The sequence below is a fragment of the Pseudomonas sp. OF001 genome (assembly GCF_904426495.1).
GTDB lineage: Bacteria > Pseudomonadota > Gammaproteobacteria > Pseudomonadales > Pseudomonadaceae > Geopseudomonas.
Map to the genome: position 1 here is coordinate 1 of NZ_CAJGBM010000031.1, position 23112 is coordinate 23112.

Annotated in this window: 19 protein-coding genes, 1 tRNA gene, 1 rRNA gene and 2 pseudogenes; 8 read left to right on the plus strand and 15 right to left on the minus strand. The window is 64.7% G+C overall.

The window, feature by feature from the left end; genetic code table 11:
• Positions 1–133: 133 nt before the first annotated feature.
• Positions 134–589, minus strand: coding sequence for a DUF6998 domain-containing protein (locus RA210_RS15800; RefSeq protein ID WP_201487252.1), 456 nt, complete (start codon positions 587–589; stop codon positions 134–136).
• Between the two features lie 771 nt (positions 590–1360).
• On the opposite strand from RA210_RS15800, the gene RA210_RS15805 reads away from it, so the two are divergent.
• Positions 1361–2665 carry a phage antirepressor N-terminal domain-containing protein gene (locus RA210_RS15805; protein ID WP_201487253.1) on the plus strand — a complete coding sequence of 435 codons (1305 nt, stop codon included), beginning with the start codon at positions 1361–1363 and terminating at the stop codon, positions 2663–2665.
• 57 nt (positions 2666–2722) lie between these two features.
• Here RA210_RS15805 and RA210_RS15810 read toward each other — a convergent pair whose 3' ends face one another.
• The gene (locus RA210_RS15810) at positions 2723–3004 is read right to left on the minus strand and encodes a helix-turn-helix domain-containing protein (protein ID WP_136488342.1); all 282 of its coding nucleotides are present in this window, start codon (positions 3002–3004) and stop codon (positions 2723–2725) included.
• Complete coding sequence (locus RA210_RS15815; RefSeq protein ID WP_201487260.1) at positions 2997–3311, minus strand: transcriptional regulator; 315 nt, start codon at positions 3309–3311, stop codon at positions 2997–2999. The genes RA210_RS15810 and RA210_RS15815 overlap by 8 nt, the downstream gene beginning before the upstream one ends.
• 161 nt (positions 3312–3472) lie before the next feature.
• Between RA210_RS15815 and RA210_RS15820 the strand changes: the two genes are divergently transcribed.
• Positions 3473–4162, plus strand: a complete 690-nt coding sequence (locus RA210_RS15820) for an SOS response-associated peptidase (protein ID WP_201487261.1) — start codon at positions 3473–3475, stop codon at positions 4160–4162.
• A gap of 80 nt (positions 4163–4242) precedes the next feature.
• Here RA210_RS15820 and RA210_RS15825 read toward each other — a convergent pair whose 3' ends face one another.
• The 6 genes and pseudogenes from RA210_RS15825 to RA210_RS15845 form a co-directional block, all read right to left on the minus strand.
• Positions 4243–5733 (minus strand): insecticidal delta-endotoxin Cry8Ea1 family protein, encoded by a 1491-nt coding sequence (locus RA210_RS15825; RefSeq protein ID WP_201487254.1) that lies wholly within the window; start codon positions 5731–5733, stop codon positions 4243–4245.
• 145 nt (positions 5734–5878) lie between these two features.
• Complete coding sequence (gene lysC / locus RA210_RS15830; RefSeq protein ID WP_201487255.1) at positions 5879–6142, minus strand: Rz1-like lysis system protein LysC; 264 nt, start codon at positions 6140–6142, stop codon at positions 5879–5881.
• A 196-nt stretch (positions 6143–6338) separates the two neighbouring features.
• On the minus strand, positions 6339–6497 hold the full coding sequence (locus tag RA210_RS15835) for a hypothetical protein (protein ID WP_201487256.1): 159 nt from the start codon (positions 6495–6497) through the stop codon (positions 6339–6341).
• A gap of 311 nt (positions 6498–6808) precedes the next feature.
• Positions 6809–7876 carry a methyl-accepting chemotaxis protein gene (locus RA210_RS22235; protein WP_442963404.1) on the minus strand — a complete coding sequence of 356 codons (1068 nt, stop codon included), beginning with the start codon at positions 7874–7876 and terminating at the stop codon, positions 6809–6811.
• Positions 7877–7930: 54 nt separating this feature from the next.
• A pseudogene (locus RA210_RS22240) lies at positions 7931–8485 on the minus strand (MCP four helix bundle domain-containing protein); the annotation flags it as partial.
• Positions 8486–9000: 515 nt separating this feature from the next.
• Entirely contained in the window at positions 9001–9756 is a 756-nt protein-coding gene (locus tag RA210_RS15845; protein WP_201487257.1) for a hypothetical protein, read from the minus strand.
• On the opposite strand from RA210_RS15845, the pseudogene RA210_RS21860 reads away from it, so the two are divergent.
• Positions 9719–9883: pseudogene (locus RA210_RS21860) on the plus strand (integrase); the annotation flags it as partial. The gene RA210_RS15845 and the pseudogene RA210_RS21860 sit on opposite strands and share 38 nt — an antisense overlap.
• A gap of 99 nt (positions 9884–9982) precedes the next feature.
• Here the strand turns inward: RA210_RS21860 and RA210_RS15850 are convergent.
• From RA210_RS15850 to uvrY, 4 genes are all read right to left on the minus strand, one after another.
• Positions 9983–10056 (minus strand) — tRNA-Cys (locus RA210_RS15850).
• Positions 10057–10234: 178 nt separating this feature from the next.
• The gene (gene pgsA / locus RA210_RS15855; RefSeq protein ID WP_136488348.1) at positions 10235–10795 is read right to left on the minus strand and encodes a CDP-diacylglycerol--glycerol-3-phosphate 3-phosphatidyltransferase; all 561 of its coding nucleotides are present in this window, start codon (positions 10793–10795) and stop codon (positions 10235–10237) included.
• 33 nt (positions 10796–10828) lie between these two features.
• Complete coding sequence (gene uvrC / locus RA210_RS15860) at positions 10829–12655, minus strand: excinuclease ABC subunit UvrC (RefSeq protein WP_136488349.1); 1827 nt, start codon at positions 12653–12655, stop codon at positions 10829–10831.
• Position 12656: 1 nt separating this feature from the next.
• Complete coding sequence (gene uvrY / locus RA210_RS15865) at positions 12657–13301, minus strand: UvrY/SirA/GacA family response regulator transcription factor (protein WP_136488350.1); 645 nt, start codon at positions 13299–13301, stop codon at positions 12657–12659.
• 397 nt (positions 13302–13698) lie between these two features.
• On the opposite strand from uvrY, the gene RA210_RS15870 reads away from it, so the two are divergent.
• The 5 genes from RA210_RS15870 to RA210_RS15890 all read left to right on the plus strand — a co-directional run bounded on the left by RA210_RS15870 (position 13699) and on the right by RA210_RS15890 (position 20436).
• Positions 13699–16701 carry a response regulator gene (locus tag RA210_RS15870; protein WP_201487258.1) on the plus strand — a complete coding sequence of 1001 codons (3003 nt, stop codon included), beginning with the start codon at positions 13699–13701 and terminating at the stop codon, positions 16699–16701.
• On the plus strand, positions 16698–17828 hold the full coding sequence (locus tag RA210_RS15875; RefSeq protein WP_442963403.1) for a response regulator: 1131 nt from the start codon (positions 16698–16700) through the stop codon (positions 17826–17828). Before RA210_RS15870 ends, RA210_RS15875 begins: the two co-directional genes overlap by 4 nt.
• A 2-nt stretch (positions 17829–17830) precedes the next feature.
• Positions 17831–19576: a sensor histidine kinase gene (locus RA210_RS15880; RefSeq protein WP_201487259.1), complete on the plus strand. Its 1746-nt coding sequence runs from the start codon at positions 17831–17833 to the stop codon at positions 19574–19576.
• Entirely contained in the window at positions 19573–19932 is a 360-nt protein-coding gene (locus tag RA210_RS15885) for a response regulator (RefSeq protein WP_136488353.1), read from the plus strand. Before RA210_RS15880 ends, RA210_RS15885 begins: the two co-directional genes overlap by 4 nt.
• Positions 19933–20082: 150 nt before the next feature.
• Positions 20083–20436 (plus strand): hypothetical protein, encoded by a 354-nt coding sequence (locus RA210_RS15890; RefSeq protein ID WP_136488354.1) that lies wholly within the window; start codon positions 20083–20085, stop codon positions 20434–20436.
• Between the two features lie 3 nt (positions 20437–20439).
• Here the strand turns inward: RA210_RS15890 and RA210_RS15895 are convergent, their stop codons facing one another.
• Both RA210_RS15895 and rrf read right to left on the minus strand, forming a co-directional pair.
• Positions 20440–22596, minus strand: a complete 2157-nt coding sequence (locus tag RA210_RS15895) for a TonB-dependent receptor plug domain-containing protein (protein WP_136488355.1) — start codon at positions 22594–22596, stop codon at positions 20440–20442.
• Between the two features lie 209 nt (positions 22597–22805).
• Positions 22806–22921: ribosomal RNA gene (gene rrf / locus RA210_RS15900) — 5S ribosomal RNA — on the minus strand.
• Positions 22922–23112 lie beyond the last annotated feature (191 nt).

Sequence of the window (23112 nt, forward strand, 5' to 3'; positions counted from 1 at the left end):
CCCGCTGCGCGAACTACAGAGTGGCCCGGGCGGCAACGCCTAGCAAAGGCCGGATATACGAATGCAACCGCACTGACGACAGGGTTGGTAAGGCTTTACTCACTACTTGTGGGGAGAGTCCATATACCAATTGTTATACCTTTTTGCCGATGCGGTCTGTGCTGCTGACTTTTGCTGAGAGCTCTTTCAGCTTCTTGTTTGGGAACGAGAGCAGATCGTTACCAAAGCCCTTTCGGTGCATGTAGTGCTCAGCAATGACGCTTCCGGGGCCATTAAAAATCTCTTCGTACTGGCCGTTCTCAAAAATTTTAATGCCTATGTAGTAGTCAGATATTTTTTTGAATGTCAGTGAGTCTTTGAAGGTGGCCTTGATTTGAACTTTCTTCCCGCAGGGCGTTTCGCCGTCATAGTCTTTGGCGAGCCCTTCGTAAAGTTTTATGTCGTAGTCTCGTTGCACGATGGCTTCGCCGATATCTCCTACAAGCCGGCCATCAATTGTGAACTCTTTGCTGGGTAGGGCTTCTTTGAGTTGCTTTATTCCTGCAAAAATCTTCACTAGGGCATCTTCTATTACTTCATGCTTCGGCATGGCGATCCGTGCTCTGGCTGGTATAACAAGGTTCGAGCTGAGCACCGCCCACGCGCAGCGTGGGTGTGTGCTCCGGCGAGTAGTTATTCGACAATACACACCGCTCTGCGAAGCAGAGCTGTAAATGCAATGGATGCTCGGGCGAACGGAAAATCGAAAACGGCTTTTCCACCGCTGTAGGCGCTCCTGGCGGGGCATTAACTTCGTTATGCCCCGCCAGGAGCGCCTACAGCGTATTAGCTGATTTTTCGCTTTTCGTCCAGCCGGATTCCTTGTCATTTACAGTTTCCGTGAACCAATGGTGGATATTGTTGAATAACTATAAATAGACACCATCTGGTGCATAACACCCCAGACTGGATTGGTGGATAACATTCCTTTTCACTTCCGCTCTCCCTGTCTATACCGCGGACTTATCGGTCATCATGACCGCTTTTCGACGTTATACACCATGACCATCAGCCCTTGGCAAGTCGCCAATCGGCCCATCGCATAGCCACCGATTGACTCCCCACGCTCACCCGGCTAAGGTTCCACCGTCGCTGTCAATCCAGCGACCTGGGATTGGCGTCCCGGAACAAACGGGCGGTCACGACACCGCTGAACAGCGGTTTTTTTGTGTCCGCAGCATGGCTACACCCGTTATGGGCGGGCCGTGTGTGGGGGCCTCACGGCCCGCCGGTCCCGTTTCCGGTACGCCAACCCGCACGGTTCCGCTCTCCCAAATTGGCGTTTGGGGGGCGGTAAGCACGCAAAAACGGGAGATTCACCATGTCGAAGACCAGCCTCCAGCTCGGAACAGTCGATTTTCACGGACGCGCCCTCACCGTCATCACCGGCCCAGAAGGCGAGCACCTCGTTGCCATGAAGCCCATCTGCGAAGCCATCGGCCTGCAGTGGGAAGCTCAGCTCAAGCGCATCAAGCGCCACCCCGTCCTCTCGCAAGGTATGTCCATCATGACCACCCCTTCCGCCGGCGGCGATCAGGAAACCACCTGCCTCCCCCTCGACTACCTCAACGGCTGGCTGTTCGGCGTGGATGCCTCCCGCGTGCGCCCGGAAATCCGCGAGCGGCTGGTGCAGTACCAGCGCGAATGCTTTGCGGCGCTGGCCGCCTACTGGCAGCAGGGCGAGGCGGTGAATCCGCGCGCGGCGCTGGGCGATGCCGCGGCCGAGCCGGTGGTGCCGATCCGCCTGACCTACAACGACCGCCCCTTCCGCATCGTGCCCGAGGGCGATGAGCTGTGGTTCGTGGCGGCCGACGTGGCCCATGCGCTGAGCCTGCGCGACGCCTACCGCATCACCCGTCATCTGGGGCCGGAGCACAAGGCGACCCGCATGGTCGGCCGGCAGGTGCTGAACGTGATCGACCGGCGCGGGCTGGATCTGGCCCTGCTGCACGGCAGGCCGGAGCGCACCGAACCGTTGCGTCTGTGGCTGGATGCGGCGCTGGAACAGTTCGGACCCGCCGCCCGCCCCGCGCACCGGGCGCTGCTGGGCGGGCTGTCCGGCGAGCAGCAGGGCGCGCTCAAGGCGCTGGTGGCGGCGCGCATCGAGGAGCTGCCCGAGGCCGGCCGCGGCAAGGCGGCGACGGCGTGCTGGTCGGCGCTCAAGTCGAAGTTCGGTTGCAGCTACAAGGAGATCGCCCCGGAGCAGTTCACCGAGGCGGTGAGCCTGGTGGCGCGCATCGTGCTGGAGGGCGAGCTGCTGGAGCCGGAGGCACCGAAGGTGGTCGGCCGGCTGGCGATCGACTTCCCGATCGAGGACTGGAAGGCGCGCAACCCGCACCAGTTCCGCCACGACAACCCGAACAGCGCCGAGCTGACGGTGACCACGGGCGACGTGCTGATGTGCGAGTACTCGCCCACCGAGACGCTGCTGGGGCAGCTCACCGAGGCCGGCTACCAAGTGGACGGCCCGCTGTACGAGCTGCGCTCCCTGCGCTCGCTGGCCAAGCGACTGGACATGACGATGCGCTTCATGGCCGGCCACATGCGGCAGGCGATGGACAACTTCGAACACGACCACCGCCGCATCGAGCGGTTCGCCGGGGCGAAGAAGCCGGCCCAGCGCTGAGGTGCGGGCATGAAAAAAGCGCCCCGGCCGGTGTGGCGGGGGCTCTTTCGTTTGGGGTCAGGCGTGGAGGTCGCGCAGCGCCTCGGGGTGCTGGGCGGCTACGCGCAGGAGGGTTTGCGCAGCGCCGGTGGGTTGCCGACGGCCCTGCTCCCAGTCCTGCACCGTGCGCAGGCTTACGCCGAGCAGATCGGCGAAGGCGTTCTGCGACAGGCCGACTTTGGCGCGTGCTTCGGCAGCCGGGGTGAGTTTGACCTCGGTGGTGCGCGCGGCCTGGCCGGCCTTCATTTGGCGAACGGATTTGAGCAGGTCCGCCTGGAATTGCTCGAGTTCTTTATCCATCGCTGATGGCCTCTTTCAGTTGCTTCAGGAAGGCAGTGGGCAGGTTGTCGAACTTGGCCTTGGTGTAGGCGATCAGCAACCAGATGCGCCCTTCCGGAAGGGTGTTGTAGTAGATGACACGGGTGCCACCGCGCTTGCCCATGCCGGAGCGGGACCAGCGCACTTTGCGCAGCCCTCCGCTACCGGGGATCACATCACCGGCCAGCGGGTTGGCCGCCAGCCAGACGATGAAGGCTTCCCGCTCACCGTCTTCCCAGATCGACTCGGCGTATCGCTTGAAGATTTCGGTTTCGATGACAGTGTACATGGCACAAGGATACGGCGCTGCCGTATATCCAGCAAGCACCGCACGTCCCGATCCATCTGCCGTGCGGATCGCCAGGCTGTCAGCCAAGGGCGCTGCCCAACGGTAGATCGCTGGTCTTTCTGCGGGTCTAGGCTGGGTGCAGGCAGCGGATGGAGGTGACCATGTGCGGACGGTTCGTGCAGTCCCTGACTGCGGTCGAGTATCTGGAGGCGCTGCAGATCGAGCTGCCGGTGGTGGGCGGCTTCGACCCGGAGCCGGTCGGCCGCTTCAACGTGGCGCCGCGCACGCGGGCGCTGCTGATGCATCAGGAGGAGGAAGGGTTGCGCCTGGAGCCGGTGCCGTGGGGCTACGCGCCGTCCTGGGCGAAGGGCCCTCGCCCGCGGGCGTTCAACGCGCGGGTGGAGAAGGTGGCGACGGGGGCTTTCTGGCGGGAGGCCTGGAAGGCAGGCCGGGCGCTGGTGCCGGCGGATGGCTGGTACGAGTGGCAGTCGAACCCGGCCGACCCGAAGCACAAGCAGCCGTTCTACTTCCGCCAGCGCAGCGGCGCGCCGCTGTTCTTCCCGGCCGTCGGCCACCTGCTCCGGCATGGCCGGGAGCTTCAGGAGGGCGACGGCTTCGCGACGATCACCATGCCGAGCTACGGCGGGATGGCCGAGATCCATGACCGGCGGCCGCTGGTGCTGGGGCCGGACGAGGCCCGGGCGTGGCTCGATCCGGCGGTGTCGCCGCAAGAGGCGGAGGAGATCCTGCATCTCGGGCTGCCGGTGGAGGCGTTCGAGTGGTATGCGGTGGGGCGTGAGGTGGGGAACGTGAAGAGCGAGGGGGCCGAGTTGATCAGGCCCCACAGCTGAAGCGCGAGCCGCCATGACGGCGCGCACAAAAAAGCGCCTCTGCCGTGATGGCAGAGGCGCTTTCGCTCACACGGGGACAGTCAGTCGGCTCTGTTCAGCCGTTCCTGCTTCCGCGCCCAGTAGCGTGCACGCTGCTCGCCCCACTGCTCTCGCTCGGCAGCCTCGCGAATGGTCTGTGCATGCTCGGGTTCGACGTTGAACTGTTCGATCAGCTCTTCCGGCGTGATGTCGCGGGGGCTGGTTCTATACAGGCGAGCGTAGAGATCCTGGGACTTGGTAGCGCGCTCGTCGAACTTGAACCCGAAAACGGCGCAGTCGGCGCTGCCGTAGAACCGGCTGACGCCCATGACCCTGATGCTGGACAGGATCTGTGCGGCGTAGCTGAAGGTGGACTTCTGCCCGCCCCGGTAGTTGCCCCCCATCATGCCCGTGTCCGCGCCATCTGCGAACTGGAACGACATGGCATTGACGATATCCCCACTCATCACCTGGACGCCGACGATTGGATTGCTGCTGAGGTCGAAGCTGCCACCATGCGGGCGTTGGTCGCTTCCGCCTCCGGCGTTGCCCATGCGCCCGGTGCTGGTCACTCCATCCGGGCCACCGCCTTCCGGATAATCGACCTTGACGGCATCGATTCGGTCCCAACCCCATACCGTTACATTCCTGATCCGGCCTGTCGGGCGGCTCGGGATATAGAACGGGGAGTCGTAGCAAGTGCCCACGGCATCGGAGTACACCTCGCGATCCAGATAGACCTTGACCGGCTCCGGATAACGAGAGATGTCGAAGTATTTCCACTGCGCCTGGAAGTCCTTGACCGTGATGGTCATTTCACGCAGGTAGCGATTCACCGTGTTGAACGGCTCCATGCGGCGCTTATCTTCCGGCGCCGTCTTCTTCACGCTTTCATAACCGGCTTCGAATGTCTTGGTGACATAGTCGCTGTAGCTGTCGATGCTTTCGGTGAGCTTCTTGCGGGTATCGGCGACGAGCTCGTCGCTCCAACCCCAGTCACGGCCGAATGCGGCGCCGTCGCGCAGCAGGGCGAGGTGGAGGTTCGCGAACTGGGCGAACAGGGGCAGCAACAGCACCTCGTAGCCACTCGACTGGAAGCGCGGCAGGTCATGCAGGAAGTGTCCGTTGGCGACGTTGAACTTCTCGGAGACGTAGGCCTTGTCCTTCGGGAAGTTCTTGGCCGCATAGGCGTAGTCGTCCGAGACGTTGTGCAGTCCGGTGAGGGCGTCTCGCACATCCTGCATGACCTCGGCGGAGATCTTCTTGTCGATCAGGGCTTCCACGCGGTCGGCAATTTCGCCCCACACATCCTGCTTCTCATCGGGCCAGAAGATGTCTACCAGGGCGCTCAGCAGTTGGCCGGCATAGGGGATCTCCCCAAGCACCACGGACACCACGACACGAGCCGCGTTGTTGTAGTCAAACTCGTATTCCAGTCCGGCGGTCAGCCCCGCGGCCCTGGAAATTTCGGCGCGCAGAACCAGCTCTTGTGGTCTGAGTTCGGCAATGGCTTCGCCGGTGAAAGTATGTTCTATATAGATACGATCATTCATGAGCACGTCCCTTTGCTGGCTGCTATCGGCAGAGTCCTGGCGGGTGCCTTCGTGCACCCGGCCGCTGAAACTACTGCAGCGTCACACCGCAAAGCGTGTGCAAGGTCACGCTTCAAAAAGAATGATCGAACGACCGGCTCCCGCACTACTCGCGCGCAACGGCCTGCCGCTCGATACAGTCCAGCACCTGCCCGGCACAGCCGATCAGCTCGCCCTCGATCTCGTCGACCGCCCTCCTCCAGTCGTCATTGGCCACCAGCGGCGACCGCGCCGGCAGGCGGCACGGGGTCAGCGGGCAGCGGATCGGGGCCACGGCAGGCGGCGGGGTCGGTGGTTTCGGGGCGCTGGTACAGGCGGCCGAGAGCAGCAGGCACAGCAGCACGCAGGTAGTCGGCAGTTTCCCGGTCATGGCGTTTCAGCCCCTCGATGGCGCGGCTCTGCGCCTGTGCGTTACGGATGACGGTCAGCCCGAGCTGCCGCAGCTGCTGCTCGAGGTCGGTGACGGCGCCGATCTGCCGCTGCTACTCGGCGAGCACGCCGGCCTGCAGGTCGATCAACTGCTGGCGATCGGTGGCCATCTGCTCCGCCCGATCGGCGCGATCGGACTAGAGATCGATGCGCGGGGCGAGGCCCCACCAGGCGAGCGCGGCGCCGTCGCTCATGCGCAGGACGGTCGCGCCGCCGATGGGCTCGAGGCTCTCGGTCGGCGCGCCGGCATGCAGCACGATCGGCACGCCGCCGAGGGTGATTCGATGGTGGGTCATGGGGTGCTCCGAAAGGCAGGCCCTCCCCGATACGCTGCTCGGCTCCTACACCACACAGCGAACCAAGGAGGTTCCTAGGGGAAATCAACTGGCGGACGAGATGATCCGCGCAGTCGCAGCCTTCATTGCCGATACCCCCGGCTGCTCGGCGAGCCAGATCACAGGCGGCCCTGATCTGGTATTGCTCGCGCTGCGCCGGCTCAATTGGAGCGGCCGCCTGATGGGCATCATCCAAACAGTGCTTAGGTATGACCTTGAAGGTGTATTGAACGGGCCTTTAGGCGGCGCCGCGAACAGTAGCCGCCGCCAGCTCAGAAGGCCTCCCAGTCGCCCACGGCCGCCGGCTGTTTCTCCCGCTCAAATTGCGAGTTGGCTACCGGCACAACGGCTGCGCGCTGGAACGGAACGAAGGCAGTGGCAGCCTCACCCAGGCGAAACACGGCGACCGCTTCCTGCAGCTTCTGCGCCTGCTCGGCCAGCGACGCCGAAGCAGCAGAGGCTTCCTGCACCAAAGCCGCGTTCTGCTGGGTCACCTGGTCCATCTGCGCTACCGCCGAGTTGACCTGGGCGATCCCATCGCTCTGCTCCTGAGAAGCAGCGGAGATCTCGTCGATGATGTCGGTGACTCGCCGTGCGGCGGCGACCACGTCGGCCATGGTCTTGCCCGCTCGCTCGACCAGCAGCGCCCCATCCTCCACGCGGCGGGTAGACTCGCCGATCAGCCCCCTGATCTCGTGCGCCGCATCGGCACTGCGACTGGCAAGACTGCGCACCTCGCTGGCCACCACGGCGAAACCGCGGCCCTGCTCGCCGGCACGCGCCGCTTCCACGGAAGCGTTCAGCGCCAGGATGTTGGTCTGGAAGGCAATCGAGTCGATCACGTTGATGATGCTGGAAATGCGCTGCGAACTCTCGTTGATGCCCTGCATGGTGTCGACCACCTGGAGCACGACAGCGCGCCCCAGATCGGCAGTGCTCGACGCATCGCAGGCCAAGGTGCTGGCCTGACGGGCATTATCGGCGTTCTGCCTCACCGTAGAGGTCAGCTCCTCCATGCTCGCCGCGGTCTCCTCCAGGGAGGCTGCCTGCTGCTCGGTCCGCGACGACAGGTCGATGTTGCCGCTGGCGATCTGCGCCGAACCGGTAGCGATACTGTCGCTGCTCGCACGCACGGCACCGACCACACGGGTCAGCGATTCCTGCATCCGCCCCATGGCCTGCACCACGCTGCCAGAGGCCGCCTTCGAGGTATCGATGCGGACGCTCAGGTCACCAGCGGCAATACGGGTCGCCATCGCAGCGACCTCGCTCGGCTCGCCACCGAGCTGGCGAGTCAGGCTGCGGGTCAGGAATACGCCGATCAGGATGCTGCCTAGCATTCCCAGGATGGTGAGGATGACCAGCAGCAGACGGTTGCTGGCATAGATCTCCTCGGTTTCCTTGGCGATGCGGGCTGCGTTCGCCATCTTCCTCTCGATCAGGCGCCCCAACAGCTCGTCGGCATGCGCGACCGCCGGTCGACCCTCGCTGAAGGCGTAGTCGATGGCGTTGCGCTTGCTGTCCGGATCGTCTGTCTCCAGGCGGCGAACGACTTCGGCAGCGACCTGCTCGTATTCCACCAGGGCTTTGCGGGCCTCATCCGCATCGAGCTGACCTTGCGGGGTCACGAACGCCTTCTTCGCCTCGGCCAGTTCGGCATACGCCAGTTGGAGACGCTCGCGCAGATCGACCTTCGCCAGTTCGTGCTCCACCGGTGAGGACGCCAGCATGGCGTTGCGCAGCGCCCGAGTTGCCGCCAGGAACTGGATCTGGGTCACCGCGGCATGGCGAATGCCGACGGTTTCTTGTCGATACATGGTCGTGGCCAGATCGCTCATCTGCGCCGCTTTCAGTATCCCCTGCAAACCTATTAGTGCACCGAACAAAGAAACCATCAAAAATCCGCAAATAAGTTTTATGCCGGTTTTTTGTCGACCGAACCATTCCATACCAGAAAATCCCCCGATTAATTTAATTAAATGACGCGCAATGGCCGTCGACAGCAATTTCGAGGAGGCATAAGAAAACACCAGAAACCCTCTGGAATGGGATTTTCATGATACACGCACGACAAAGACTACGCCGACCAACACGCAAGCCAGGAGCCTTCAAGAGCCCTCTAATTGAATTGCGCCATTATCGTAACAAGCCTGCTACAGAGCCGCCAAGGTGAACTTTTCCGAGAGAATTGCGGCGCAAAATTAACCAACTCCTGGAACAGGCACACGCGAACACGGAAATATAGAAGAGCCAGAAAAAATCCTGCGACAGCCGGGCGAAGTAACGACTAGTTTCAGCTAAAAGCCTGTTCAAAGGCTCGGCGGGATACCGGACACTGCGGGGATGAGGCCCCTTATCCCAGTGGCATCCCCCATGTTCAGCTCAAGCCGGCTCGCCCTTTGCTGAAAAGTGCACGCAGGAAGACCGCCACGCAGAAAGAAGAAGCCCGCCTGAGCGGGCTGGATCAGCGCTTTGTCCGCGCAAACTTCATCGCCAGGCGGCGCAGGTCGAGAGCAGCCTGCTGATCGCCGTACAGAGTGACGCTGTCGCCGCCGCTCACGAACTCGACCCGCCCGAGATCCGGGAAGCTCGGGCCGGCTGCCGCGGCCGCCAGCTCCGGACTAGGGCTCGGGATGCTCGGCAGCGCTCGGGAAACCGGGACCACCGGGCCGCCGCTGGCGTAGCCGCGCAGGGTGCGCGACAGCTGCTGCATGGTGGCCTGGTAGCCGTTGCGGCGGATGCGCTCGAGGAACGCCAGGGCGCCTGGCTCGCGCACCACTTCCTGCGGCTGGACGTGCTCGCCGGCATGGACGACGCCGGCCGGCTGCCACTTGCCCCCGGGGCCGGTGTAGCCGCCGGAGGCGAAACCGGGGGTGCTCGCGGTACTGAGCAGGTCGTCCGCGGCCTTGAGGTTCTTGTCGGCCTCCGGCGATGCGATGGTCGGGCGGATCACCATGTACTTCGACAGGTCCTGGGCCAGTTGCAGCACGCGCTGCTTGAGCTGGGCCTCCGACTCCGCATTCGCCTCGAATCCAACGTCGATCCGCTTGAGCGCGTCGGCGTACTGCAACAGCCCCTCGATCTTCGCCTTGATGGCGTCCGCCTTGGCCTGGGCGTCGGCCTCGTCGAGGCGGGCTGCCTCGCTGGCGATCTTGCCCAGCTCCTGGGCGATGCCCTGGAAGCTGGCGGTGCGGATCAGGCAGTTCCAGTTCAGGGACATCCGGCCGAAGGCGGCCAGTGAAATTCGCGATCTGTCGGATGCGAGCGTGCTGCTCGGGCACTCGACCGAGGGCATTACCGAGCGGGTCTATCGCCGCGTCGGCGCCATCGCCAAGCCGTCGAAATAGCGGAAGTTCTGGAACGCGTCCCAAAACTTTGGCTGTTTTGGCGTTTCGGGCGCAAAGTAAAAAGCCCCGTAGATGCTTGATCTACGGGGCTTTTTATAGTGGAGGCCGAGGTCGGAATCGAACCGGCGTACACGGATTTGCAATCCGCTGCATGACCACTCTGCCACCCGGCCTCAAATGGACATCGAACTTGATACCCATCAGTAAAACTTCGAGCTGGAAACTCTTATCGAACCCTCGATCCGACCTCTTTCAAGGTCACGTTCTACCGGTCGATTTGTTCCTGCGTCGTGGTGACGGGCGCCATTCTATACGAACCCGAACCACTGTCAACCCTTTGATTCAAAAAAGTTATTTTCCATTTGCACCATTGCTGAGATGCGGCCAGGCGGCGCGCAGATAGTGCACCATGGACCACAGGGTCAGCACTCCAGCGATCATCAGCAGGGCATAACCCAGGCCGACCCAGAAATCCAGGCGCGGCGGGTTGCCGAGCAGGATGATCAGCGAGGCCATCTGCGCGGCAGTCTTCCACTTGCCGAGATTGGAAACGGCCACCCGGGCACGCGCTCCCAGCTCGGCCATCCATTCGCGCAGGGCGGAAACCACGATCTCGCGGCCGATGATGACCGCCGCCGGCAGGGTCAGCCACAGGTTGGCGTGCTCCTCCACCAGCAGCACCAGCGCGACCGCCACCATCAGCTTGTCCGCCACCGGATCGAGGAAGGCTCCGAACGGCGTGCTCTGCCCCAGGCGGCGCGCCAGATAGCCATCCAGCCAGTCGGTCAGGCTGGCCAGGGCGAACACGCCGCTGGCCGCCCAGTAGCTCCAGCTGAAGGGCATGTAGAACAGCGCGATGAATACCGGGATGAGCAGTACGCGCAGGATGGTCAAGATATTCGGGATATTCATCGGCACGCTTAACATTCAAGGGGTTGCAGCATTCTACTCGCTGTGCAGGGCCGCATAAATCAACTCGGCGAGCTTTTTGCTGATCCCCGGGGCCTTGGCGATTTCCTCGGCGCTGGCCCGCGACAGCTCCTGCAGGCCGCCGAAATGCTTGAGCAGATCGCGGCGGCGCTTGGGACCGACGCCTGGCACCTCCTCGAGGCTCGAGGTGCGTCGCGCCTTGCCACGCCGGGCGCGGTGGCCGGTGATGGCGAAGCGGTGCGCCTCGTCACGGATCTGCTGGATCAGATGCAGCGCCGGCGAGTTGCCCGGCAAGGTGAATTCGTGCTCGGCATCGTTGAGGTAGAGGGTTTCCAGCCCCGGCTTGCGGGTTTCGCCCTTGGCCACGCCGAGCAGGATGAGGTCGACCACCGCCAGCTCCTGCAGCACCTCGCGAGCCATGTTGAGCTGGCCCTTGCCGCCGTCGACCAGCAGGATGTCGGGGATCTTGCCCTCGCCGTCCTTCAGACGGCGGAAGCGCCGGGTCAGCGCTTGGTGCATGGCGGCGTAGTCGTCGCCGGCGGTCACGCCCTCGATGTTGAAGCGCCGGTAGTCGGACTTCAGCGGCCCCTCGGGGCCGAACACCACGCAGGAGGCCACGGTCGCCTCGCCGCTGGAGTGGCTGATGTCGAAGCACTCCAGGCGCTGCGGCGGCTCGTCCAGGCCCAGCGCCTCGCCGAGGGCCTCCAGCCGCGCGGCGACGTGCTGGCGGTTGGCCAGGCGCGCGGCCAGCGCCTGCTCGGCGTTGGTCAGCGCCAGCTGCTGCCAGCGCGCGCGGGTGCCGCGCACCCGGTGGCTGATGGCCGGCGCACGGCCACGCACCGCGGCGATGGCCGCCGCCAGCGCCGGAAAGTCCTCGTGCACGCAGTTGACGATCAGCTCGCCGGGCAGGTCGCGCTCGGCGGCGCCCAGGTAGTACTGGGCGAGGAAGGCCGCCAGGACGCCGGCCGCTTCCTCCTCGATGGCCACCTGCGGGAAGAAGTTCTTGCTGCCCAGCACCCGCCCGCCGCGTACGCTGATCAGGTTGACGCAGGCGCCGCCGGGGCTGACCACCGCGGCGACCACGTCGACGTCGCCGCTGCCGCCCTCCATGCTCTGCTGGTCCTGCACCCGGCGCAGCAGGGCGATCTGGTCGCGCAGCTCGGCGGCGCGCTCGAAGTCCAGCTCGCCGGCGGCCTTCTCCATCGCCGCGCTCAGCTCGTCGGCGAGCTGGTTGCTGCGCCCCTCGAGGAACATCGCCGAATGGCGCACGTCCTCGGCATATTCCTCGGGGCTGACCAGACCGACGCAGGGGCCCTTGCAGCGCTTGATCTGGTACTGCAGGCAGGGCCGGGTGCGGTTCCTGAAGTAGCTGTCCTCGCACTGGCGCACCAGGAAGGTCTTCTGCAGCAGGTTGAGACTCTCGCGGATCGCCAGGGAGCTGGGATAGGGGCCGAAGTAGCGCCCCTTGTGCTTCCTCGCGCCGCGATGGATGCCCAGGCGCGGATACTCGTCCTCGCTGGAGAGGAACACGTAGGGATAGGACTTGTCGTCACGCAGCAGGATGTTGTAGGGCGGCCGCCACTCCTTGATCAGCGTCTGCTCGAGGAGCAGCGCTTCGGTCTCGTTGGCGGTGATGGTGGTGTCGATCTGCGCGATGCGCGCCACCAGCGCGGCGGTCTTCGGCGCCAGGCCACTCTTGCGGAAGTAGCTGGACAGACGCTTCCTGAGATTGTTGGCCTTGCCGACATAGAGCAGGCGGCCTTCGGCGTCGTACATGCGGTACACGCCGGGATGGCTGCTGCAGGCAGCGAGGAAGCCAGCGCTGTCGAAGACCTCGGCCATTTCAGGTGGTGACGTCGACCATGCCGTGGCGTACCGCCAGGATGGCCAGTTCGACGTCGCTGGTGATCTCGAGCTTCTCGAAGATGCGGTAGCGGTAGGTGTTCACCGTCTTCGGCGACAGGCACAGCTTGTCGGAGATGGTCTGTACCTTCTGGCACTCGGCGATCATCAGCGCGATCTGCATCTCGCGCTCGGACAGCATCTCGAACGGCGAAATCTCTCGCTGGGCCTGGAAGGGCTTGAGCGCCAGCTGCTGGGCGATGTCGGCACTGATGTAGCGATGCCCGGCGAATACCTGGCGGATCGCCTTGATCATCTCCTCCAGGGCTGCCCCCTTGGTCAGGTAGCCGGCCACACCGGCCTGCAGCAGGCGCGAGGGAAACGGTTCCTCGTCACAGGCGGTGACGGCGATCACCTTGACCGACGGATGGCTGCGAATGATCTTGCGCGTCGCCTCCATGCCGCCGATACCGGGCATCTTCACATCCATCAGTACCACATCGGGGCGCAACTCGCGCACGCGCAGCAGGGCCTCCTCGCCGCAGTCGGCTTCGCCGACCACGGTTATCCCGGTCACGTCGGCGAGCATACGGCGAATGCCGGTGCGCACCAGATCATGGTCATCCACAACGAGCACGTTGATCACGCAATACCTCGATAGCACCAGATCGGCTTATCACAGGGCCAGAAATTCAGCGCGGACCTTAGCAAATGCCTCGCCCAAAGGACAGTGACGCGACACCTTGGTCGCACCCGGCGTCGGAAAACCGTCTCCGAAGACAACGTAAATCCGGCAGATCGACAGGCATTCGCCGGAGATGCGTTGCAGGATAGCAATGCCCCGGTGAGCGTTGCCAGGCTGGGTTTATCCATATAACCAGAGCCTAGCCAACATTGAGCCATGTGAATCAGATCACATAGAATCAACTTAAATCTGACGCCACAGTCCGCTGCACGCCTCGTACGGCGTTCACGGCACACCACCCAGGTCGACGCGGGCATGCCGCCGCGATGCCCCCGAGAAACCGCCGCGGAGTTCCGCCATGCGCATCGCCACCTGCAGCAAGCTGATCACCGCACTGATCGCCGCCCTGTCGCTTGCCAGTCTGGGTACCACCCTGCTGCACTCCCACCTGGTGCAGGAGCGGAACCACAGCCAGCGGTTGCTCTTCGAAGCCCATGCCGCCACCGATCTCTTCGCCGCCGGCAGCGACCAGTTGACCGATGCGGTACGCACCTATGCCGTGACCGGCGACGAAACCTATCGGCGCGCGTTCCTGCGCGAACTCGACACTTTCCGCACCCGCGAACAGGCCCGCGAGCGGCTGCTCGGCCTGGGGGCGACAGCCGACGAGCTGGCCCTGATCGACCAGGCCAAACGTCACTCCGACGCCCTGCTGGAAACCGAGCGGCAGTCCTTCGCCGACATGGCCCAGGGCAATCGCGCCGAGGCCCTCGCGCTGGTCTACGGCAGCGAATACAGCCAGGCCAAGGCCGCCATCCGCGCCGCGCTAGACCAGGCCCGCGAGCAGCTCGACGCGCGCCTGCGCAGCCGCGTCGAGAGTCTTTCGGCCCGGGCGAGAGTGGCCGACGTGCTGGCCCTGGGCCTGCTCGGCAGCAATGTCCTGGCGGTGCTCGGCGCCCTGCTGGTGTTCTACCGGCGCCGGCTGATCGACCCCATCACCTCGATGACCGCCAAGCTCCATCGCCTGCTGGCCACCGATGGCAACGGCGTGCGTTTCGACGAGGGCGCACCGGGCTCGGAGATCGCCGATCTGGCGCAGGCCCTGGAGGAGTCCCGCCAGGCCGGGCTGGCCATCCGGGCCCAGGCAGCCCAGCTGGAAGCTCAGTCCCGCGAACTGGCCGCCAGCCGGGAGCGCCTGCACCAGACCGAGGCCTGGTATCGCGGCATCATCGAGTCCGCCCCCGACGCCGTCGTGGTGGCCGACGACCGGGGCATCGTCCGCGTGGCCAACCTCAAGCTGGAAAGCCTGCTCGGCTACGGCCATGGAGAACTGCTCGGCCTGCCGCTGGACAGCCTGATACCGGGCCTGCAGGAAGCCCCGGCCGAGCTGCGCGGGCACGCCGAGACGCCCCTGCCGGCCCTGCTGCTGCCCGGCCAGCGGCGCGACGGAGCGCAGTTCCCCCTCGAGGCCACCCTGGCCCTGCTGCCGGCGCGTGACGGGCAGGGCACAAGCCTGTGCGCCGTGCTGCGCGACATCAGCGAGCGCCAGCGAGCCGAGGGCGAGATGCAGCGCGCCCGGGAGCTGGCCGAGCAGGCCGCCCGGGCGAAATCCGACTTCCTCGCCAACATGAGCCATGAGGTGCGTACGCCGCTGAACACCATCATCGGCATGGCCCACCTGTGCGGAAAAACCGCACTGAGCGGCCCGCAGGGCGACTACCTGCGGCAGATCCAGCAGGCCGGCGAGCAGTTGCGCGCCGTGGTCGACGACATCCTCGACTTCTCGCGAATCGAGGACGGCGAACTGGAGCTGCAGAATTCCGCCTTCGCCGTGCAGGGGCTGCTCGACGAGATCACCCAGCGTTTCGCCGAGCGGGCGGGCGCCAAGGGCCTGCACTTCGCCTGCAGCGCAGCGGCCGGCCTGCCGGCCAGCCTGGAGGGCGATGCCCAGCGCATCGCCCAGATCCTGGCCCAGTTCGTCGACAACGCCATCAAGTTCACCGCCGCTGGCGAAGTCGAGGTGATCCTCGGCGGCCATCGGCTGTCTGCCAGCCAGTTCGAACTCAACGTCTTCGTCCACGACACCGGCATCGGCATGACCGAGGAGCAGCAGGCCGCGCTGTTCGGCGCCTTCTATCAGGCCGACAGCTCCAGCACCCGGCAATACAACGGTACCGGCCTGGGCCTGGCCCTATCCTCCAGACTGGCCGGCCTCATGGGCGGCAGCATCGGCGTGGAAAGCCGGCACGGCCAGGGCAGCACCTTCTGGCTCAGCGTTCCGCTCGGCATCGCCACGCGCCAGCCGAAGCCCCAGCCACGCCCCGACCTGCATGGCTGCAGGGTGCTGCTGGCCGAAGACCACGAGGTCAACCAGCGCCTGCTGCGCAAGCTGCTGGAGCATGCCGGCGTGCAGGTCGAAGTGGTCGAGAACGGCCAGGAAGCCGTGGAGCGGGTACGCGAGCACGACTACGACCTGGTGCTGATGGACATGCAGATGCCGGTGCTCGATGGCGGCAGCGCCACGCTGGCGATCCGCCAGCTCGGTGCGCGCGGCCAGTTGCCGATCATCGCCATCAGCGCCAGCGCCATGCCGGAGGATCGCCGACACTGCTTCAAGGTGGGCATGAACGGCTTCCTGGCCAAGCCGATCACGGTCGACGAGCTCTATGCCACCTTGGGCCAGTGGTATCGACGGCAGCCGGCGCCCCCGCCTGCTGCTTGCCCTCCCCCGCCAGCCGGCAGCCCGGAGCTGCCCGAAATCGCCGGACTCGATACCCTCGCGGGCCTGCAGCGGGTGCTGGGCGACCGCTGCCTCTATGTGGAACTGCTGCGCAGCCTGCTCAACCGCGAACGCGCCACGCCGCACGCCATCGGCGTGGCGCTGGAGCAGGGCGACCGTGAAAGCGCCGAGCGCCTTGCCCACACCCTCAAGGGACAGGCCGCGACAGTCGGTGCCGCCGCCGTCGCGCAGCACGCCGCTACCCTGGAGGCACTGCTGCGCGAAAACGCTCCGGCCAGCGTCGTCAACCCGGCTCTGGAGCGTCTGGCACAGCACCTGGAGCCATTGCTCGGCGCACTCGAAGTCGCGCTCGAGGCCGCCCCTGCCGCCATAGCACCGGCTCTCGCTCCCGAGCAACTGGAGACGATCCGTGCGAGACTGGAGACTCTGCTGCACGAAGACGATGCCGAGGCGGTGACCTGCTTCAACGAACACGCCGCCGCCCTGCGCGCCGCCCTCGCCGACGACTACCCGCGTCTCGAGCACGCCATCCGCCGCTTCGAATTCGCCACCGCCCTGGCGATCCTGCAGCCGCGGCACCCGCTCCAGCCATCCACCACCCACGAACCGAACAGCGCATGACGATGGATGCCCAGAAGAAACCGACCATCCTGGTGGTAGACGACAACCCCAACAACCTCGTGCTGATCAGCAACCTGCTGAAACAGGAATACCGGGTCAAGGTGGCCAACAACGGCGAGGCCGCGCTGCGCATCGCCGGGGCCGTCGAGCAGCCCGACCTCGTCCTGCTCGACATCATGATGCCGGAGATGGACGGCTACGAGGTGTGCTGCAAGCTCAAGGCCGAACCACGTCTGCGCGACATCCCGGTGATCTTCCTCACCGCCCGGACCGCCATCGACGACGAGGAGCGCGGCCTGGAACTGGGCGCAGTGGACTACATCACCAAGCCGATCAGCCCGCCGGTGATGCTCGCCCGGCTGCGCACCCACCTCAAGCTGAAGGCGTCGGCGGACTTCCTGCGCAACAAGAGCGCCTTTCTCGAGCAGGAGGTGCGCCGCCGCATGCACGAGGTGCTGGCGGTGCAGGACGTGACCATCGAGATGATGGCGTCGCTGGCCGAAACCCGCGACAACGAGACCGGCAACCACATCCGCCGCACCCAGCACTACGTGCGCACCCTGGCCTTGCACCTGCGCGAACACCCGCGCTTCGCCGACTTCCTCACCGCCGCCAACATCGACCTGCTGTTCAAGTCCGCCCCCCTGCACGACATCGGCAAGATAGGCATTCCCGACAGCATCCTGCTCAAGCCCGGCCGCCTCGATCAGCGCGAGTTCGACGTGATGAAGACCCACGCCAGTCTCGGCGGCGAGGCCATCGCCCGCGCCGAGCGGCTGGCCGGGCGCCCCATCCCCTTCCTCAGCATCGCCAAGGACATCGCCTACAGCCACCACGAGAAGTGGGACGGCAGCGGCTACCCCCGCGGCCTGGCCGGTGACGCCATCCCCGTCGCCGCCCGCTTGATGGCCATCGCCGATGTCTACGACGCCCTGATCAGCAGCCGCGTGTACAAGGCGCCGATGTCCCACGAGGAAGCGGTGAAGATCATCGCCGCGGGCAAGGCCAGCCATTTCGATCCGGACGTGACCGACGCCTTCTTCGCCGCGCAGGCGAGCTTCCGGGAAATCGCCGCACGCTATGCCGACCAGCCGGAGCCGGCCATTCTCGACGACATCGGTATCTGAACATGACCCAGTCCATCGCCAGCCCATCGCCAGCCGCCGTGGCGCCGCCTCGCAGCGGCTCGCGGGTTGGTACCAGCGACAGCCGGCGCGCCTATGCGCTGATCCTCGGCCTGACCCTGGCCCTGATCGCCGTGCTGTGGGCCGGCGTGGCCTTCAAGATCGACGCCGAACGCAGTCAGACCGTACTGAGCCTCAAGCGCGACACCCTCAATCTCGCACGCGCCTTCGAGGCGCACGCGGCACGCACCATCAGCGGCGCCGACCAGTCGCTGCGCTTCCTGCAGCACCAGTACGAGCGCAACGGCCGGCAGATCGACATCGCCGCCTTCGTGCGCGACGGCCTGATCATCGGCAACCTGTTCAACCAACTGGGCATCATCGACGAGCGCGGCACCTACATCCTGTCCAATCTGCCCAACCATGCACCGATCGACCTGTCCGACCGCGAGCATTTCCGCGTGCACCGCGAGCACCCCAGCGACGAGCTGTGGGTCAGCAAACCGGTACTCGGTCGCGCCAGCGGCAAGTGGTCGATCCAGATGACCCGGCGTATCGGCAAGCCCGACGGCAGCTTCGGCGGCGTCGCCGTGGTCTCCATCGACCCCTTCTACTTCACCAGCCTGTACAACGACGTGGCACTCGGGCACGACGGCATCATCACCGTGGTCGGCTTCGACGGCGTCGTGCGTGCACGCCGCTCGAGCAGCGAGGACGATCTCAGCGCCAGCGTGGGCCGCGACATCTCCGCATCGCCGCTGTTCACGCTGCTCAAGGAGCAGACCCAGGGCCACTACATCTCGGCCAGCCAGATCGACGGCGTGGAGCGAATCTTCAGTTTCCGCAAGGTCGAAGGCCTGCCGCTGGCCGTGGTGGTCGGCGTCGGTCGCGAAGAGGCCATGGCCGACTACCTGCAGCGGCGCAACGAATACCTCCTGTTCGCCGGCCTGATGTCGCTGGTCATCCTGGCCTTCGGCCTGCTCAGCGCCCGCCTGCTGCAACGCCAGCGCGCCGTCTCCGCCCACCTGCGCGTCAACCAGGCCAGGGCGGAATCGGCCAACCGCCTGAAGTCCGAATTCCTTGCCTCCATGTCCCACGAGCTGCGCACCCCGCTCAACGGCATCATCGGCTATGCCGAATACCTCGAGAACATGGGGGCTGACGCCACCAGCCGGGAATTCGCCGGCATCATCAACAAGAGCAGTCGCCACCTTCTCAGCCTGGTCAACGACATCCTCGACCAGGCCAGCATCGAGGCCGGCCGCCTGCAGCTGCAGGTCAGCGAGTTCCGCCTCGACGACCTGGTCAAGGACGCCCTCGACATGCATCGGGGCGTGGCCGAGGGCAAGGGCCTGGCCCTCGAGGAACAAGTGGCGGCGGGCCTGCCGGCCAGCCTGTGCAACGACCGCAAGCGTGTGCTGCAGATCCTCAGCAACCTGCTGCACAACGCACTGAAGTTCACCACCGAGGGGTATGTGCGCCTGAGTCTGCGCCGCGACGGCGACACCCTGTGCTTTGCCGTCGCGGATAGCGGCCCGGGCATCCCTGCCGAACAGCAGGAAGCGATCTTCGAGCGCTTCCGCCAGATCGATACCTTCGTCACCCGCCAGCATGCCGGCACCGGCCTGGGGCTGGCGCTGTCCCGCGAGCTGGCCGCCATGATGGGCGGCGAGATCACCCTGACCTCAGCACCCGGCAAGGGCAGCACCTTCACCCTGCGTCTGCCGCTGCGCACGATGGAGAGGCCATGAAAGTCCTGCTGGTCGACGACACCGATTTCAACCGCACCCTGCCACGGGTACTGCTCGAGCGCCACGGCTGCCAGGTGGTAGAGTGCGCCAGCGGCCCCGAGGCCCTGCAGGCAGCCGCCAGCGGAGACTTCGACTGCGTGCTGCTCGATGTCATGATGCCCGGCATGTCCGGCATCGAGGTCTGCCAGCGCCTGCGCGCCGACCCGGCCAACGCCGACCTGCGCATCATCGCCTACACCGCCCACGCCCTGCCGGCAGAAACCCGCGAGATCATGGCTGCCGGCTTCAACGACCTGCTGGTCAAGCCGATCGACATCCGCAACCTGCTGTCGATGCTCGGCATTCGCGCAACTTGAGGCAGTCGAGCCAGGCTTCGCCCCGCCTCCGTTAGCAGCGCGACCGTTCATCCGATTGAGCCGCAGGCCCAGCTACCGGCCATCGCCGGTCATATGGCCACTGCTATAGTTCTGAAATCGTGCAAATATGCTGACGCAGAGCGGGCCTTCATGCTGGCCAACGGCAGCCGCAGGCATATCGACGGAGAGACAATGCGCATGGACGCTCCACAACTGACCGACATCGACTTCGAGCCACTGTTCACCGTCGAAGAGGCCAGATCGGCCGAGAACAGCGACAGCATCGGCATAGGTCGCCGCATAACCCTGTTGGCGCTCACCAAGAGCAAGAGCGAACTCGTGGATACCGTGCGCCGGATCGGCGCCGAGCCGTTCGGAGCCTGGCTCGATCAGGTCGAGGAATTCCAGAAGGAACTCCAGTGCCTGCTGGAACTCTCCACCAGCGCCCATGCCCGCCTTCTGGTCGCTGGGCAGATGGTGGTCGATCAGGCACCGCCGAACTGAACGCTAGAACTCGACCTGGGCACTGAAGTAAAGCTGGCGACGGTCATCGTAAAGGTTTTCCCGCCAGGTCAGCGGCTCGTCGTCCAGACGCTGCTGCAACACACCCGCCAGCTCCAGCTCGGTGCCACCGAGGTAGAGGCGCTTGGCCAGGCGCAGGTCGAGCCGCTCGAATCGGCGTTCATTGAGCAGGTCAGCGCCGTAATAGAACAGACCGCTCGACCAGCCCCAACCCCAGTCGCGCATCCAGCCTGCCGAACCACTGTAGCGGGCGGTCAGCCGGCGGTCGCTCTTGTGCGAGGCAGCAAAGTCGACATAGGCGTAGGTCAGACGCAGGCGATCCTGCCGGCCGGCCTGCCAGTCGATCTCGGTTTCGGCACCACGGAACCACATCCAGTGGCGATTGCTGGGCTCGAACTCCTTGACGTCCAGCGGCTCGCTGATCATGCGGTGGATCTCGTCGTTGAACACCTTGATATCGATGCTCAGGCCGAAATCGAAGTGGCCGTTGTAGCCGATCTCGCGCGAACGCATGATCTCCTGATCGAGATTTCCCGGCCCCACTGCGTGGGCGAATCCATAGGCCGAGTCGCGCCCCGGCAACCCGCTGAGATTGTCGAGACGATAGCGCCAGTCGACGTTGTTCTCCTGCATGTCCGGCGAGCGAATCGCCTCCGAGTAGACGAAACGCAGGCCATGGCGAGGAGTGATCAAATAATTGAGGGCGATCCTTGGCGTCAGCGAGTCGCCGCTGAGCCGGTCGCGCTCGTACATCGCGCCGCCCTGCAACACCAGGTGCTCGGTCAGGTACCACTCCAGATGACCGAACAGTCGCCAGATATCGTTGCTCAGGTTGCCATTGAAGTAGGTCCGTGATTCGCTGCGGTCATGTCGGTAACCTATGCCGCTGAGCAGGCGCAGATTGTCGGTCAGACCCAGCGTATCCTGCAGCTCCAGGTCATACCGGGTCTCGTCGATGTCCTGATCGGTATCGCCGCAGACCGCGCTGCGCGCCGTCGGATCGTCGTAGAACTTGTTCATGATGGCGAGACCCAGCGCCATCTCTTCCGGAGTGCCGGGCGGAGAAACGGTGAAACGGGTACCGAGAATCTCGCCAGCCCTGATGACCCCGGATATCTGGTGGAGATAGTCCGGGGAGAGGGCAAACAGGGCCGCCACATCCGGATCGAAGGCCAGCCCCAGATCGCAACTACGCCAGGCTTGACGGCGCTCCCAGCGCTGCGCATATGCCTGCAATTGCACATTGTGCCGGGGGTCGAGGTCGACGTTCCAGCGCAGCGAGCCGGCATAATCTCGAGCGCTGACGTCTCGGTCAGTATCTCCAGGCGCCACGATGCTCTCCACCAGCGGCTCATCCTCGAAATCATAGTTACGCTGGTTGCTACCCTCCTTGGCCGCCAGTTGCCAGTCCAGTGTCTGGTTATCGCCCACGGCATGGCTGGCACTCAGTTGCATGCGGGTACTGCGCCGGCTGTCGCGGTACTTCTCTCCCCAGTCGGTGTGATGGAAACCGTTGTCTTCCTGCCCCGAGAGCGACAGACGGAAGTCGCCGCTGCCGGCGCGAAAACCCTGACTGGCATACCAGTCGTCTACACCACGCTCACCACGGGTGTATTTCAGCCGAGAGCCCTGACTGTCGGCCGGGTTACGCGTGGTAATGCTGATCACACCCATCAGGGCGTTGGCGCCGTAACTGACCGTGTTCGGCCCGCGGAACACCTCGATACGCTCGATGTCCTCGATGGCCAAAGGGATATCACCCCAGTCCACCGTGGCCAAACCCGGCCTGTACACCGAGCGACCATCGACCAGTACCTGCAGGCGACGTGCCTCGGTGGCACGGCTGCCGTGATAGTTGACCGTGGCCAGGTTGCCCTTTGCATAGCCGCTGTAGCCGACCATCATCCCCGGAACCAGACGCATCAGCTCGGGAATGTCGCGCGCCCCGGTGGCCTGGATCAGCGCACGGTCAAGCACGGTAACGCTACCCGGTACTGCCGCAGACGACTGCTTGAGTCGCGTGGCGGTAAGTACCTCGGGCAGTTCCTCGCTGGCCAGAAACAAATCGGCAGCCAACCCTGCCGGGCTGCCGGACAGGCAGGGCAACAGACTGAGCAGGGCGAAACGGCGGGCCGAGAACATGGGGAATCTTCGCGTGCTGGATAAAGGCGCGATTCTAGCCGACTGCACCACCTCCAGTCTGCGCCCAGCAGCGCACCTGCAGCTAAACCGACTCGAGTCATGGCGAGCCAAACGCCGCGATGCTCTGCATCGAAACTACCAACGTACTTTCCGAACACCACAAAGACGAAACCCCGACCAGCGTGGCTGGTCGGGGTTTCTGTGTAGGTGCTTGACGATGACCTACTCTCACATGGGGAAGCCCCACACTACCATCGGCGATGCGTCGTTTCACTGCTGAGTTCGGGATGGGATCAGGTGGTTCCAACGCTCTATGGTCGTCAAGCAATTCGGTTGGGGCATCGCCGTGGCGCTACCCCGAATTGGGCAAGTGATAGTGTATCAGATTCGGTAATTTGCGGTTCTGCAAGCTTTCGGCCTGTCGCACCCACTGTGATCCTGGGATCGCAGATTGTTTGGGTGTTATATGGTCAAGCCTCACGGGCAATTAGTACTGGTTAGCTCAACGCCTCACAA